The sequence below is a fragment of the Photobacterium sp. WH77 genome (assembly GCF_022014395.1).
Taxonomy (GTDB): domain Bacteria; phylum Pseudomonadota; class Gammaproteobacteria; order Enterobacterales; family Vibrionaceae; genus Photobacterium; species Photobacterium arenosum.
Window position 1 is genome coordinate 184,735 of sequence record NZ_JAKLTE010000005.1, and the last position, 15,434, is coordinate 200,168.

A 15,434-nucleotide genomic window follows, 5' to 3' on the forward strand; every position below is an offset into this window, starting at 1 on the left:
ATTCTTTAGGGAAAATGTATGGATATCACCGAACTACTGGACTTTAGTGTAAAGCATAACGCCTCCGATCTGCACCTTTCCGCTGGGGTATCGCCAATGATTCGGGTAGACGGTGATGTCAGGCCGCTCAGCATCCCGCCTCTGAGCCATGAAGAGGCGAACCGGCTGATCACCGACATTATGAATGACGGTCAGCGGCGTGAATATGAAGAAAGGCTGGAAGTGGATTTTTCTTTTGTCTTGCCCGATGTCGGCCGGTTTCGTGTCAATGCGTTCCAGCAGTCCCGGGGTTGTGCCGCGGTGTTCCGTACCATTCCCCAGTCTGTGCCCTCGCTGGAAACCTTGCAGGTGCCTGAGGTGTTTTACCAGGTTGCCCAGAGCCAGCGTGGCCTGGTGCTGGTAACAGGGGCAACCGGTTCAGGCAAGTCGACCACCATTGCCGCTATGGTTGATCATATTAACACCCACACCCATCGCCATATTCTGACCATTGAGGATCCGGTGGAGTTTGTTCATCAAAGTAAACGCTGCCTGATCAATCAGCGCGAAGTGCACCGTGATACCCACAGCTTTCAGAATGCGCTGCGCTCAGCGTTGCGTGAAGATCCCGATGTGATCATGGTCGGTGAATTGCGCGATCAGGAAACCATACGTTTAGCGCTGACGGCGGCCGAAACCGGCCATCTGGTACTGGGAACTCTGCACACCAGCTCGGCGGCCAAGGCGATTGACAGGATTATTGATGTCTTCCCCGGTAACGATAAAGCCATGGTGCGTTCCATGCTGTCGGAATCACTGCGGGCGGTGATCGCACAGACTCTGCTGAAATGCCCTGGCGGTGGCAGGATGGCGGCCCATGAAATCATGCTGGCAACCCCGGCGATCCGAAACCTGATCCGGGAAGATAAAGTGGCCCAGATGTATTCCATGATCCAGACCGGGGCCGGTTTGGGGATGCAAACGATGGAGCAGGCTGTTAACCGCTTAATGGCCCAAGGGTTGATTGAACCAGAGGAAGCCGCCCGGGTGGTTGAGCGAAATCAGGGATTATGAGGCAGGAAAACTAGCCATGAATTTGGATTTTATTCTCAGCCAGATGACCGACAAGCAGGCGTCTGACGTGTATCTCACTGTGGCGGCGCCCTGTCAGCTGAAAGTGAACGGGCGGCTGTGTTCACTCGGTGAATCCTTGTCGGCAGAACAGCTGACTGCTTTGTGCCAGCAGGCAATGTCTGCAGAACAATGGCAGAGCTTTGCCGGACTGAAAGAGGCGAATTTTGCGCTGGTGCGCGGTGAGCGCCGTTTTCGTATCAGTGCCTTCTGGCAGCGTGAGCAGCCGGGCATGGTGATTCGCCGTATTGAAACCGTTATTCCCGACATGGATTCCCTCAGCCTGCCTGAACCCATGAAAGCCATGGCACTGGCGAAACGGGGTTTGATTCTGGTGGTCGGGGCGACCGGCTCAGGTAAGTCAACTTCCATGGCCGCGCTGACAGGGCACAGAAACCGCCATAGCAGCGGTCATATCCTGACGGTTGAAGACCCGATAGAATTTATTCATCAGCACCAGCAATGCATAGTGACTCAGCGTGAGGTTGGCTTAGATACCGCAAGCTATGAAGTGGCATTGAAAAATTCTTTGCGTCAGGCACCGGATATGATTCTGATTGGTGAAATACGCAATCAGGAAACCATGGAGCATGCGCTCAATTTTGCCGAAACCGGTCATCTGTGCATGGCGACCCTGCATGCCAATAATGCCAATCAGGCGCTGGAACGGATACTGCATTTAGTGCCGAAAGATCGCCGGGAGTCGTTTTTGTTTGATTTGTCGCTGAACCTGAAAGGGATACTGGCGCAACAGCTGATTCCCGATCCTTCCGGTGAGGGACGTCATGCGGTATTTGAGTTACTGATCAACACGCCCAGAGTGTCGGATCTTATCCGGCGCGGAGAATTGCATGAACTGAAAGCCACCATGGGCAAAGGCCGTGAGCATGGCATGATCACTTTTGATCAATCGCTGTATGCACTGTTCAGGCAAGGCAAAATCCGTGAGAACGATGCCCTCAGTTATGCCGATTCGGCTAATGACTTGCGCCTGATGATCAAAACCGGCCAGTCAGGTCAGAGCTCAGGTGGCGGGCTGGACGGGGTCACGATCCGGTTTGAGTGACAACAGTTACAGCCCGGGGAGCTTTTGCCCACCCATGATCCCAGAGCGGATCATGCTGTACGGTCTGGGATATTGTTACTCTTGAGTTAAATCTTTGTGATCCCCTTAGTGGTTTCAAAATAACCACCTTGCGCTCTGTTTGCTCGCTCTCTATATGTATATACAAATAACGTGTAGAGGGAGTGAATAACATGGAACAATCTCAGTCTCGTGTCAGTGCATCGGATGCACTGGCACGTTTCCGATTACTGTTTCTCAGTGCTGTCGGGATATTTTTCTTTTTCGTTCCAATTTCTGTGAATGGAAAATCGACGATCCCGCTGGATCATTTGGTTAGTCAAATCAAAGTCTGGCTGGGGAGCGGTGTTGCCTGGTATGCCTTTGCCATGATAGTGATAGGTGCGGTCTATCCTTTTGTCACCGGTCAATGGTCAAAAAGCCTGACAGATAAAGTTTTTTCTGTACTCAAAGTCATGGGCGCTGGCGCGGCACTGATGGCGGTAACAGGTGCAGGACCAGAGTTCCTGCACAGCAAAGACATGCTGCCGTTTCTGTTCGAGAAGCTGGTGATCTCGGTCGGGCTTATCGTTCCAGTAGGGGCTGTTTTCCTGTCGTTTCTGGTGAGCTATGGTTTGCTGGAACTGATTGGTATCCTGGTGCAGCCTGTGATGCGACCGATCTGGCGTACGCCGGGGCGCTCTGCGATTGATGCGGTTGCCTCATTCGTCGGCAGTTATTCTCTGGGGTTGCTGATCACCAATAGAGTATACAAATCAGGGCAATATTCAGCGAAAGAGGCGGCGATCATCGCCACCGGCTTCTCGACCGTGTCGGCCACTTTTATGATCATAGTGGCGAAAACCCTGGATCTGATGTCGGTATGGAACCTGTATTTCTGGGGCACTCTGGTGATCACTTTCATTGTCACCGCGATTACTGTCCGTCTGCCGCCGTTACGTCAGATGGATGAATCCGTGGCGGATCCTGAACCTGATGCCGGCAGCGAAGGACGGTTGCAGACGGCTTATCAGACCGGCATGAGTGTGGCCCGTCAGGCGCCGGCTTTGGGCGGCAATATCTTATCTACCATTAAAGACGGCCTGGTGATGACCATCTCCATCCTGCCCTCCATCATGTCTGTGGGCCTGATTGGCTTGCTGGTGGCGAAATACACCCCTGTGTTTGAGTGGCTGGGTTATCTGTTCTACCCGTTTACCGCGGTGTGGGGCATTGATGGCGCGAAAGAACTGGCCCAGGCCTCGGCATCAGGTCTGGCGGAAATGTTCCTGCCTGCTCTGCTGCTGCGCGAGGCGGAGTTTGTGGTGCGTATGGCGGCGGGCGTGATTTGTGTGTCCAGCGTGCTGTTCTTTTCCGCCTCCATTCCCTGCATTCTGTCGACCTCCATTCCGCTCAGTGTCGGGCGGCTGGTGGTGATCTGGTTTATCCGTACCGCGCTGAGTTTGCTGCTGGCGATTCCGTTTGCGATGTTTGTGGCCGGGCACATGTAAGCTTGCCATCACTCTGGCCTGATAACTCTGAGTGACAAAAAAGCCCTGAAGCGTTTGCTTTCAGGGCTTTTTTTGTCGGCAGCGTTCAGGGTTTTGGGTCAGCCATGATCTCAAAACTAAAAACGCTGTACCGAGCGATCAACCGTATTGCTGTTCGAACCAGCTTTCGAGGATAACCACGGCAGACTGAGAGTCGACATTGCCTTTGCTGAGTGAGCGATAGCCACCACGGGCAAAGAGATCCGAGCGCGCTTCGACCGTACTCAAACGCTCATCATGTAATTCGACCTGGCACCCGAACCGGCCGTGCAGGCGGTTGGCAAATTTGCGGGCGCGCGGGGTGATACTTTCCAGCTCCTGGCCGTAAACATCCAGCGGCAGGCCGACCACAATCAGGTCGGGTTGCCATTCTTTCAGTAATTTTTCAATCGCTTCCCAGCTGGGAATACCGTCGTTGGCTTTGAGTGCCGAAAGGGGATTGGCTGTCCCCGTCAGTTCCTGACCGATGGCGGCGCCAATGCTTTTGGTGCCAAAGTCGAAGGCAAGTACTGTACGAGAGGTGCTCATGAATGTCCTATTTCAGTGGATAAGTTAGCGGAATGGATACCCAGTTTGGCGACGGCTTTGTCCCAGCGTTCATTGATGGGAGTTTCAAACACGACCTTGGGATCCGCTTCCATGGTCAGCCAGCTATTGTCGGCCAGTTCCTGTTCCAGCTGGCCGGCGGTCCAGCCGGCGTAGCCAAGGGCAACCAGAAATTGACTCGGCTCATCCTTGGTGCCCAGCAAAGGCAGGATATCGGTTGATGTGGTCATCTTGATCTCTTCGGTCAGATCAAGGCTGGAGCTGTATTCTTCTTTGCTGTTGTGCAGGATAAATCCCCGGTCACCGGCCACCGGGCCGCCTATCATGACAGGCTTCTCCAGGCTGGCAGGATGCGCAAGTGGCAAGTCTCGCTCCACTTTGATCTGCTCCAGCATGCTGCCGACAGACACATCAATTGGCAAATTAATGACAATGCCCATCGCGCCTTCGTCGTTATGCTCGCACACATACACCACACTGCGTTTGAAGTGCGGATCTTGCAGACTGGGCATGGCCACCAGAAAGTGATTGGTGAGATTCATCGTTCAGTCCTTACACACTCTCAGACAGGCTCTCATAATTACAGTATGAGGACTAATTGGCCTAAATGGTAAGTCTGAGAGAGATGCTGTTAAAAATGAAAACGTGACGTGTTGTCAACTTCAGCAGACAACACGTCCGGGTGGTATCAGTATCAAGCGGTTTTCAGGCGGCGTTCTATGGCATCCATCAGTTTGCCTGTAATAGAAATATCATACGCCGCTTCAATTTCGCGAATACAGGTTGGGCTGGTGACATTGATTTCAGTCAGCTTGTCGCCAATCACATCCAGGCCAACAAAAATCAGCCCTTTTTCTTTCAGTGCCGGTGCGACAGCTTCAGCAATTTTGCGATCAGTCTCGCTCAGCGGGCGGGGTTCGCCGCGGCCACCGGCGGCCAGATTGCCACGGGTTTCCCCTTCGGCCGGAATACGGGCCAGACAGTAAGGCATAGGCTCGCCGTCAACTACCAGAATGCGTTTGTCGCCGTTACTGATGTCCGGCACGAACGTTTGCGCCATACAGTAGTATTCACCGTGATTGGTCAGGGTTTCAATAATCACCGACAGGTTAGGATCCCCGGCTTTGACACGGAAGATCGACGAGCCGCCCATACCGTCCAGCGGTTTGAGAATGATATCGCCGTGTTCCTGCTGGAAAGCGCGGATCTTATCTGCCCGGCGGGTCACTATTGTGGTGGGTGTCAGCTCGGGGAACCAGGCGGTGTAGAGTTTTTCATTACAGTCACGCAGGCTCTGGGGTTTATTGACGATCAGGGTGCCCTGTTCTTCCGCGCGCTCCAGAATATAGGTGGCGTAGATGTATTCAGTATCGAACGGCGGATCTTTGCGCATCAGCACGGCATCGAGCTCGCTCAGTTCGATTTCCTGCTCACCGTGGAAGCTGAACCAGTCGTTCGGATCTTCCTGCAATTTGACGATCCGGGTCCGGGCGATTGCTTTGCCTTGCTCCAGAGACAGATCAGCCATTTCCATATAATGGATTTCCCAGCCGCGACGCTGCGCTTCAAGCATCATCGCAAAGCTGGAATCCTTTTTGATGGTAATGGACTGGATGGGATCCATCACAATACCCAATTTGATCATGTCTTTTCTCCTTGGTTAGCCAAGATCGCCAAAGCGGACCTGTAGCGCAGTTATCGCCGTCATAGCGGCAGTTTCAGTTCTGAGAACCCGGGGACCCAGCAGCACTTCGCTGAACCGGAACGTTTCAGTCATACTGATTTCCTGCTCCGACAGACCGCCTTCCGGCCCGATCAGCAGACGGACCCGGGTGACAGGTGCGGGCAGGGTATTTATGGAATATTGGGCTCTTGGGTGCAAATTCAACTTCAGGCCGTCAAATTCTTCCGCGCACCAGTCTTCCAGTTTCATCACAGGACGGATTTCCGGCACCACATTGCGGCCGCATTGCTCGCAGGCGCTGATGGCGATTTTTTGCCACTGTGACAGTTTCTTATCGAACCTGTCCTGAGTCAGTTTGACACCACAGCGCTCTGAGATCAGCGGCGTAATGCTGTTGACGCCCAGCTCGACAGATTTCTGAATCGTGAATTCCATCTTATCGCCGCGGGAAATCACCTGGCCCAAGTGCAGATCCAAAGGGGACTCCACACTGTGCTCAATACGGGCAGAAATCTCTACTTCGACATGTTTTTTACCGGCTTCGGTAATGACAGCAGGGAATTCAGCATTGCTGCCGTCGAACAACAGAATTTCCTGGCCTGGCTGCATCCGCATCACGCGGCCGACATGGTTGGCGGCGTCGTCACTTAATGGCACTCTACCGCTTGCCGGTAGGGTCTCAGGATGGAAAATACGTGGCACTCTCATAGTATTAAATTCGTTGGCTTTGATGGTTATTCCTGGCGTCAGTATATCAAGCTTGGCGGTAATGTACCGAACATTGCACAGTGCCGAATACTGCGCGATGAAACACAGCGGAAGCGCGCTGAAGTGTTATCTCGCGCAAAAGCTGCACGAGCCGACATTGATGCGGCTCATAACTCCGGCAAAAAGTCAGTGGGATTGAACCCCGTATCACCTAAAATGTCGGATTTGTTGCATAGGGGACATAACAAAAATGACAATAACACAAGGAACGCACAGACTGGCGCTCCTTATGGCGGCGGTGCTGGCGGCGGGCTGTGGCGGCGACGGTAAGTCTGGCGAGCGCAGCCTGAATGTGGATGGCGATCCTTTGCTGGCCAGTCTGCAGCCGTACCTGAGCTCCAGTCAGTACGGGTTGGCAGCCGAAGATTGTGCTGTCATCTATAAACAGAGGCAGTCCTGCCAGTTGCAGGATATCGCACCGCTCGGCTATGACATTCAGGGCGATCTGACGCCGGACGACATTGCCCAGCGATTGCTGGTATCCCATGGCTGGATGGGGGACAGCTTTATGGATGTGGTGCGTGACTTACCGCAGGATGTGCTGAATCTGTTTAAGCCACTCAATGTCATTGTACTCAGCCTTGATATCCGCCCGTCTTTCTATCACACAGATACTGCAGGGATATATATCGATCCGCGGTATCTGTGGCGCAATCAGGCGGAATGGAATGACATTTATCAGCAGCAAGATTACCGCTCCGGGTTTGCAGATGTCCTGCCGTTTCTGGCTTTACAACGTTATGTGTACAGCAATGGTGATTATGTTACTTACAGCAATACCTTCGATGAGTACGACAATTACTGGCGGAGCAAATCAGAAATAGCGCCGGGACTGTTTAATCTGCTGGTCCATGAGCTGGCTCATGCCAACGACTTCCTGCCGCCGGATCAACTCAGTGTGCTGGATGTGTCAACCAGCATAGGTAAAAACATCAAGCAGATTAAAGGCAACTGGATTCAGACATCATTGCAACAAGCCCATGCGCTTTCAGCAGACAGTTTACAGTTGATGGCTGAGAGCTATTTTGGCGGCGCCTCGGCGTCAACGACCATGTCGCCTGAGCAGGCAGGATCGGCATTCGAGCCTGATGGTGGCGCCGATTTTTACGGCTATTACACTGGCGCGGAAGATGTCGCCATGCTGTTTGAAGCTTATATGATGTGGCGGGAATATGAGGCGGTCTCTGATGTGGCGTTTACGTCCTCACCCAAGGTTGAAAATTACAGTTGTGATGATTTGATTATTGGCTGGGGGCAGCGCAACCGGCTGGCGCAGAAAGAGGTTGTGCCGCGCGCCAGGCTGGTATCGGAGAGTATCTTACAGCAGGATCTGAGCGCTGAATTTGCATCAATAGCCAGTTCAATGCCGGTGGATCTGCCGTACGGCTATGGATGGTGCCAGGCGCGGACTGCTGTGATGTCGGCCCGATTTGAGCGTTTCAATCGCCAGGCGCCGGTTGCCGATAACAGCCAGCGTTACCTGGATGAGATGCTGCGTCACTAACAAAATAGAAAACGGCTGAGAGCCCTGATCTCAGCCGTTATTATATTAAAGTCCTGCCTGCTGACAGGCTTCCAGCACAAAACCGTTGTGCTTGTGCTGGATGTTGGCAATACGTCGATCCCTTTCGCACTCCCAGGGGCTGACCGGGTAAGTCTTATGCCAGGCCTGCATCAGCTGGCGCTGACTTTTCGCCAGACGGAAGCGGTATTCCTGCTCCATGTAAAGATAGGTGCGGGCAATGGCTCCTCGGGCACGGGGTGGCGGATCCACCCGGCGGTTTTTGAAATCAACTTTCACTTCGCACTGGCCGTAGAAAGCACCGTCATGTTCACGCCAGGGGGCAAAGCGATAGTTCGAGCGATCGCCGTTCACCTCGCCAATGGCCGGGGTCAGGTTATGCATGTCGGCTTCCATCCGGCTGAAGGCCGGGTCTTTGCGGCAGTTTTTACGCCCGCCATCCTGCCAGCATTGCAGCTGATGGCCAAACTGCCAGGCCGGCACCACGTGCTCCCACTCAATCCGGCTGGCACGCGTCTCCTGCTTGCGAACCTGATAGCCGCAGCTGTTCAGATCCGGGATTCCCTTTTTCCCTTGCCATTCAATCCGGCAGCCGCAGTAAAAGCTCTCGTTGTGATCCTGATAAATGTTGACCAGCAGTTTTTTTGCTTTGGAGAAGTTGTGCGGTGGGTCTGCCAATACGGGAGAGGGCAGGGCACTGACGCTTAGCAGTACGGCAGTCATTAGCCATTTCAGCTTGATTAACATGGGATTTCCGGTGACTGAATGTATGGATGATGATGTTATCAGTACCGGAATTTTTTAGAAGTGTTTCACGTTATCTGTGTGTAAAAAATCAAATTTTCAATTTCACTGCGACGCATTTCCAGTAACAGGCATCAAAGGCTGGTGGCATTGCATGCAGTGATAGATGGCTTGCTGACGCAGAATCTTATTATGCCGCCTGACAGTGATCTGATGCTCCCGGCACTGGCAGCGGTAGGGGAAAGTACGCCCGCTTACAGAAGAGATATCGAAGCTGTGGGTGGTGCGCGCTGGCACATTGAACACCTCAGTCATCATTTTTTGCCATTCAGGGCCATGTGGACGCACTTTGCCGTGACAGGCAAAAGTGAGCAGATGGGCGAGTTCATGGGGAACCACTTCGGCCAGAAAAGCGTGCGGGTTTTCTGCCAGTAATACCGGGTTATAGCGGATCTCCCAGCTTTGCATCCGGGCACTGCCAGCAATTTTACCGCGCTGGGTAAAGCGGATTGCCGGATCAGGAAACTGTTTGCCAAGCTTGTTTTCAGCCCGGCGAAGGCAGGAGAGGGTACGTTCAATAATGGCTTGCTGTAGTGAGTCCATGATGCTGAAAGGTGAACAAACAAGGGGGTCAGTATGTAAGGTCTGGCGCTGATTTTCTACCTTCGATGGCCTGAAATGCGTTTTGTACAGCAGTGACAGTTTTTAGAACATAGGTGTTCAAAACCTCCGGAAGCTGTACAGGTACAGATGATCAGCTTTTCGGGCGATTGGATCATGGGAAGTAAATAACACTAAAATATGTTTATTTTTATATTGTTATCTGTTTTTACGAGAGGGGTGAGCAGCTTGGTCTGCTTTTAGATCATAGGTGGTCAAAAGCTGAAAAAGCTGTACAGGGGAGGGGAGTGAGAAAGAAAAGCAATGAAAAAGGAAGCCGAAGCTTCCTTTTTCACGAGTAAGAATCACAGCCTTGCAGATTCAATTACTTGATGTTGGCGTAATCGCGCAGCAGCTCTGCTTTGTCGGTTTTTTCCCAAGGGAATTCTTCGCGACCAAAGTGACCGTATGCCGCTGTTTTCTTGTAGATAGGCTGCAGCAGATCCAACATTTCGATCAGGCCGTATGGGCGCAGGTCGAAGTGGTGACGAACGGCTTCAACGATCAGGTCGTGAGAGACCTTCTCTGTACCAAAAGTTTCCACCATGATGGATGTTGGATCGGCAATACCGATAGCGTACGACAGCTGGATTTCACAACGGTCAGCCAGGCCAGCTGCGACTATGTTCTTCGCCACATAACGGGCGGCGTAGGCCGCACTGCGATCCACTTTTGATGGATCTTTACCAGAGAAGGCACCACCGCCGTGACGCGCTGCACCGCCGTAGGTATCGACGATAATTTTACGGCCAGTCAGACCACAGTCGCCCATTGGACCACCGATCACAAAGCGGCCGGTTGGGTTGATGAAGTACTTGGTGTCTTTGTTCAACCACTCTGCCGGCAGAACCGGTTTGATGATTTCTTCCATCACAGCTTCTTGCAGCACAGGAAGTTCAATGCTGTCACAGTGCTGAGTCGACAGAACAACGGCATCGATACCCACGATTTTGCCCTGGTCATAAGCAAAGGTGACCTGGCTTTTGGCATCCGGGCGCAGCCATGGCAGCGTACCGTTTTTACGGACTTTAGCCTGACGCTCAACCAGACGGTGAGCATAAGTGACAGGGGCCGGCATCAGCACTTCAGTTTCGTTGGTGGCGTAACCGAACATAATCCCCTGATCGCCTGCACCCAGATCTTTCGGGTCGCTGCGGTCAACACCCTGGTTAATATCAGGAGACTGCTTACCAATTGCGCTCAGTACGGCACAAGAGTTGGCATCAAAGCCCATGTCTGAATGGACGTAACCAATTTCACGCACCGTCTGACGGGTCAGCTCTTCGATATCCACCCAAGCTGTGGTAGTGATTTCACCACCGACCATGACCATGCCGGTTTTTACGTAAGTCTCACACGCAACACGTGCTTTCGGGTCTTGTTCTAAGATCGCATCCAGGACTGCATCTGAGATCTGGTCTGCAATTTTATCTGGATGGCCTTCCGATACCGACTCAGAAGTAAACAGGTGTTTCGCCATGAGTATTCTCACTATTAGAAAAACTTTAAAGGTGATTGGAGGTGTGATTTTCAGCAGTCTGAGTGATTAATCATCAGTCTGTATGTATAGAGCTACCTCCGTCTAGACGGCTATAATAACTTGTATGGGATCAAAATCAACAACTAGATATGTGTGGAAATAAGATAATTTTCAGCCAAACGATTATCTTCATCATGTGGTTTGTAATCTTACTAGTTAATAATATTGGTTTTAACTAAAAATTCAGACTATTTACCTTCTTTGTGAGTTGACAGCCCCTTCTTCTCTTTGCGAAATGCGTTCCGGCCTCTTGATGGATCGGCGCGTATTGCGATCAAAACCGCGATTGCCTGATTGAACGTCGGTGATTTACTGCTCGGACCAATTGTTATTGATAGGTTGCAGAAAAATTATTTCGAACAATGAAAAAAATACGCCAGACGGGAGCTTTATTTATTCCGATAAAGCACTATTTATATATCTGTTATAAGGAAGGATGTAGTTACAGCGGGCGTATTTACTGGCATTGCGCTACGCTCGCAGACAATCGTTCTGGGGAGTGAGGCGGGTCACAATTAGGATGAATCTCGTTAACGCTTGGTATACACTAGAGCGGCTTTTCACTTACGTAGCACGGATATGATATTACGAGTCGCAATTAATGGATTTGGCCGTATCGGCCGCAGTGTACTGCGGGCCTTGTATGAAAGCGGCAAACACCACCAGATAAAAGTCGTGGCAGTGAATGAACTGGCTCAGCCTGAAGCTATGGCACATCTGCTTCAGTATGATTCCAGTCATGGTCGCTTTGGTCGCAAGGTCAGCCATGATCAGGAACATCTGTTCATTGCCGATGGTCAGAGTGAAGACGCGATTCGTATTCTTCATCTCAATGATATCCAGTTGCTCCCGTGGCGGGATCTGGAAGTGGATATCGTTCTGGACTGTACCGGGGTGTACGGCTCAAGAGCCGACGGTGAAGCCCATATTCAGGCCGGTGCCAAGAAAGTCCTGTTTTCCCATCCTGCAGCTAACGACATAGATAACACCATCATCTTCGGTGTTAACCAAGACAGCCTGTCACCTCAAGATCGCATTGTTTCCAACGGTTCCTGTACCACCAACTGCATTGTTCCTGTGATTAAAGTGCTTGATGAAGCTTTCGGCATTGAATCCGGCACTATCACAACGATTCATTCAGCCATGAATGACCAGCAGGTGATCGATGCCTACCATACTGACCTGCGCCGGACACGTGCCGCGAGCCAGTCGATCATTCCGGTAGACACAAAATTACACTTAGGTATAGGCCGTATTTTCCCTAAATTTGCGGATAAATTTGAGGCGATTTCAGTCAGGGTTCCTACAATTAACGTCACCGCGATGGATCTGAGCGTTACGGTGAAGACTAATGTCTCGGTTAATGATGTAAATCAAGCCCTGGCCGAGGCTGCCAGGTGTACATTGACGGATATTGTCGATTACACCACAGCGCCACTTGTTTCTGTTGACTTCAATCATGATCCCCACAGCGCCATTGTTGATGGCACCCAGACGCGTGTCAGCAATCAGCATCTGCTGAAATTGCTGATTTGGTGCGACAACGAATGGGGATTTGCAAACCGAATGCTGGATACAGCACTGGTGATGCATCAGGTCAGTGGTCAGCTGAAAGACGTTTCTGAATTTCCCAGCCAGGCAAAATCGCAGGGCTGAACATATTTATCATTTACACAGTAAGACTATTGAGAGGACAAACCATGTCTGTAATCAAGATGACTGAGCTGGATCTGGCCGGTAAACGCGTGCTGATCCGTGCCGATCTGAACGTGCCAGTAAAAGCAGGTAAAGTAACTTCTGATGCACGTATCCTGGCATCTCTGCCTACGATTAAGCAATGCCTGGCAGCAGGCGCAAAGGTAATGGTTACCTCTCACCTGGGTCGCCCGACCGAAGGTGAATACGCTGACGAGTTCTCTCTGCAGCCTGTAGTGAACTATCTGCAAGACGCGCTCGACTGTGATGTGACGCTGGCGAAAGATTACCTGGATGGTCTGGATCTGAATGCAGGCGAGCTGGTAGTACTGGAAAACGTTCGCTTTAACGTGGGCGAGAAGAAGAATGACGAAGCACTGTCCAAGCAATACGCGGCACTGTGTGACGTGTTTGTGATGGATGCATTCGGTACGGCGCACCGTGCCCAGGCATCTACTCACGGTGTGGGCATGTTTGCCCCTGTGGCTTGTGCAGGCCCGCTGCTGGCTGCGGAACTGGACGCTTTGGGTAAGGCGCTGGGTAATCCGGCTCGTCCTATGGTGGCGATTGTTGGCGGATCTAAAGTGTCGACCAAACTGACCGTGCTGGAGTCACTGGCGAAGATTGCCGATCAGGTTGTGGTGGGTGGCGGTATCGCAAACACCTTTATTGCGGCTGAAGGTCATGGCGTCGGTAAATCTCTGTACGAAGCCGAACTGCTTGACACAGCGAAAGCGCTGATGGAGCAAACCAATGTGCCGGTTGCGACTGACGTAGTCTGCGCCAAAGAATTCTCTGACACGGCTGAAGCCACCATTAAGTCTGCTTCTGATATTGCAGAAGACGACATGGTGCTGGATATCGGTCCGGATTCTGCTGCTGAGCTGGCTCGCATTATCAAAGAAGCCAAAACTATTTTGTGGAACGGCCCGGTCGGCGTGTTCGAGATTGAGCAATTTGGTAAAGGTACTGAAGTCGTAGCGCAAGCGATTGCCGATTCTGAAGGTTTCTCTATTGCCGGTGGCGGCGATACGCTGGCAGCCATTGATAAGTACGGTATCAAAGATAAAGTGTCTTACATCTCAACCGGTGGCGGTGCGTTCCTGGAGTTTGTGGAAGGCAAAAAACTGCCGGCAGTTGCTATGCTGGAAGAACGAGCGAAAGCCTGATAACAGCGGCGCTGGGCTGGCTCGGCGCCTGGAATATGCTGTGTGTGGTGTGAACATTAACCGTTTGGCCGCACACATTAGCAATGAGTTTATCTTTAAACCCAGACAACAAAGCTAAAAGCTAATAGGACTATTGTTATGTCTAAGATCTTCGACTTCGTAAAACCTGGTGTGATTTCTGGCGACGACGTACAGAAAGTATTTGCAGTAGCAAAAGAAAACCAATTTGCTCTGCCAGCGGTTAACGTAGTTAACACGGACTCTATCAACGCAGTGCTTGAAACTGCCGCGAAAGTGAAAGCCCCTGTTGTTGTTCAGTTCTCAAACGGCGGTGCAGGTTTCTTTGCCGGTAAAGGCCTGAAGCTGGAAGGTCAGAACGGCCCGATCCTGGGTGCGATTGCGGGTGCAAAATATGTTCACGCTGTGGCTGAAACTTACGGTGTGCCAGTGATCCTGCACACTGACCATGCGGCGAAAAAACTGCTGCCATGGATCGATGGTCTGCTGGACGCCGGTGAAAAGCACTTTGCGGAAACAGGCAAGCCTCTGTTTTCTTCGCACATGATTGACCTGTCTGAAGAATCGCTGGAAGAAAACATCGAAATCTGTGCCAAGTACCTTGAGCGCATGAGCAAGATGAACATGACGCTGGAAATTGAACTGGGTTGTACCGGTGGTGAAGAAGACGGTGTAGATAACTCTCACCTGGACCAATCTTCTCTGTACACTCAGCCAGAAGATGTGGCGTACGCTTATGAGAAACTGAATGCTATCAGCCCACGTTTCACTATCGCAGCGTCATTTGGTAACGTACACGGTGTTTATAAGCCAGGAAACGTGGTTCTTACGCCAACCATCCTGCGTGATTCTCAAGCGTATTGTTCTGAGAAGTTCGGTATTGAGTCTAATGCGCTGAACTTCGTATTCCACGGTGGTTCAGGTTCTTCTCTGGAAGAAATCCGCGAATCTATCGGCTACGGTGTGATCAAAATGAACATCGATACTGATACTCAGTGGGCAACCTGGAACGGTATCCGTGAGTACTACCTGGAAAACGAAGCTTACCTGCAGGGCCAGATCGGTAACCCAACCGGTGAAGATGCGCCTAACAAGAAATACTATGATCCACGCGTATGGCTGCGTAAAGGTCAGGATTCTATGGTTAAGCGCCTGGAACAAGCTTTCTCTGATCTGAATGCAGTAGACGTGCTGTAATTTGTCACTCTGAGCAGATTAGATTGTAAAAAGCCCGCTTTGCGGGCTTTTTTATTTGGTTTAATAGCAAGAGCTGAATAAAGTTACCTTAAGCCGCATAAAAAAGTCTTGCTTGTGACCGCTATGACAGCAATGATTGCGCATGTCGTATCATACTTATCTGAGTTC

At 51.5% G+C, this 15,434-nt stretch carries 14 protein-coding genes; 7 read left to right on the forward strand and 7 right to left on the reverse strand.

Features of this window, described 5'->3' with window-relative positions; translation table 11 throughout:
- The first annotated feature begins 18 nt into the window (after window positions 1–18).
- From L6J37_RS07335 to L6J37_RS07345, 3 genes are all read left to right on the forward strand, one after another.
- Complete coding sequence (locus tag L6J37_RS07335; RefSeq protein ID WP_192015761.1) at window positions 19–1,053, forward strand: type IV pilus twitching motility protein PilT; 1,035 nt, start codon at window positions 19–21, stop codon at window positions 1,051–1,053.
- A 16-nt stretch (window positions 1,054–1,069) separates the two neighbouring features.
- Window positions 1,070–2,176 (forward strand): PilT/PilU family type 4a pilus ATPase, encoded by a 1,107-nt coding sequence (locus L6J37_RS07340; RefSeq protein ID WP_192015760.1) that lies wholly within the window; start codon window positions 1,070–1,072, stop codon window positions 2,174–2,176.
- A gap of 191 nt (window positions 2,177–2,367) precedes the next feature.
- Window positions 2,368–3,684, forward strand: a complete 1,317-nt coding sequence (locus L6J37_RS07345) for a YjiH family protein (protein ID WP_192015759.1) — start codon at window positions 2,368–2,370, stop codon at window positions 3,682–3,684.
- A gap of 138 nt (window positions 3,685–3,822) precedes the next feature.
- Here the strand turns inward: L6J37_RS07345 and ruvX are convergent, their stop codons facing one another.
- The 4 genes from ruvX to rsmE form a co-directional block, all read right to left on the reverse strand.
- Window positions 3,823–4,251, reverse strand: a complete 429-nt coding sequence (gene ruvX / locus L6J37_RS07350) for a Holliday junction resolvase RuvX (RefSeq protein WP_027253606.1) — start codon at window positions 4,249–4,251, stop codon at window positions 3,823–3,825.
- The gene (locus L6J37_RS07355) at window positions 4,248–4,811 is read right to left on the reverse strand and encodes a YqgE/AlgH family protein (protein ID WP_027253605.1); all 564 of its coding nucleotides are present in this window, start codon (window positions 4,809–4,811) and stop codon (window positions 4,248–4,250) included. The genes ruvX and L6J37_RS07355 overlap by 4 nt, the downstream gene beginning before the upstream one ends.
- Window positions 4,812–4,963: 152 nt before the next feature.
- A complete protein-coding gene (gene gshB / locus L6J37_RS07360; protein WP_192015758.1) occupies window positions 4,964–5,914 on the reverse strand; it encodes a glutathione synthase in 951 nt (316 codons plus the stop codon).
- 15 nt (window positions 5,915–5,929) lie between these two features.
- Window positions 5,930–6,661, reverse strand: a complete 732-nt coding sequence (gene rsmE, locus L6J37_RS07365; RefSeq protein WP_218384269.1) for a 16S rRNA (uracil(1498)-N(3))-methyltransferase — start codon at window positions 6,659–6,661, stop codon at window positions 5,930–5,932.
- A 250-nt stretch (window positions 6,662–6,911) separates the two neighbouring features.
- On the opposite strand from rsmE, the gene L6J37_RS07370 reads away from it, so the two are divergent.
- A complete protein-coding gene (locus L6J37_RS07370) occupies window positions 6,912–8,225 on the forward strand; it encodes a hypothetical protein (protein WP_218384267.1) in 1,314 nt (437 codons plus the stop codon).
- 45 nt (window positions 8,226–8,270) lie between these two features.
- Here the strand turns inward: L6J37_RS07370 and L6J37_RS07375 are convergent, their stop codons facing one another.
- The 3 genes from L6J37_RS07375 to metK all read right to left on the reverse strand — a co-directional run bounded on the left by L6J37_RS07375 (window position 8,271) and on the right by metK (window position 11,127).
- A complete protein-coding gene (locus L6J37_RS07375; protein WP_375713917.1) occupies window positions 8,271–8,978 on the reverse strand; it encodes an endonuclease in 708 nt (235 codons plus the stop codon).
- 114 nt (window positions 8,979–9,092) lie between these two features.
- A complete protein-coding gene (locus tag L6J37_RS07380; RefSeq protein ID WP_192015902.1) occupies window positions 9,093–9,590 on the reverse strand; it encodes a SprT family zinc-dependent metalloprotease in 498 nt (165 codons plus the stop codon).
- A gap of 382 nt (window positions 9,591–9,972) precedes the next feature.
- Window positions 9,973–11,127 (reverse strand): methionine adenosyltransferase, encoded by a 1,155-nt coding sequence (gene metK / locus L6J37_RS07385; protein WP_218384261.1) that lies wholly within the window; start codon window positions 11,125–11,127, stop codon window positions 9,973–9,975.
- A gap of 642 nt (window positions 11,128–11,769) precedes the next feature.
- On the opposite strand from metK, the gene epd reads away from it, so the two are divergent.
- The 3 genes from epd to fbaA all read left to right on the forward strand — a co-directional run bounded on the left by epd (window position 11,770) and on the right by fbaA (window position 15,266).
- Window positions 11,770–12,843 (forward strand): erythrose-4-phosphate dehydrogenase, encoded by a 1,074-nt coding sequence (gene epd, locus L6J37_RS07390; RefSeq protein WP_192015901.1) that lies wholly within the window; start codon window positions 11,770–11,772, stop codon window positions 12,841–12,843.
- Window positions 12,844–12,887: 44 nt separating this feature from the next.
- Complete coding sequence (locus L6J37_RS07395) at window positions 12,888–14,051, forward strand: phosphoglycerate kinase (protein ID WP_237794672.1); 1,164 nt, start codon at window positions 12,888–12,890, stop codon at window positions 14,049–14,051.
- Between the two features lie 138 nt (window positions 14,052–14,189).
- Window positions 14,190–15,266, forward strand: coding sequence for a class II fructose-bisphosphate aldolase (gene fbaA / locus L6J37_RS07400; protein ID WP_237794674.1), 1,077 nt, complete (start codon window positions 14,190–14,192; stop codon window positions 15,264–15,266).
- Window positions 15,267–15,434 lie beyond the last annotated feature (168 nt).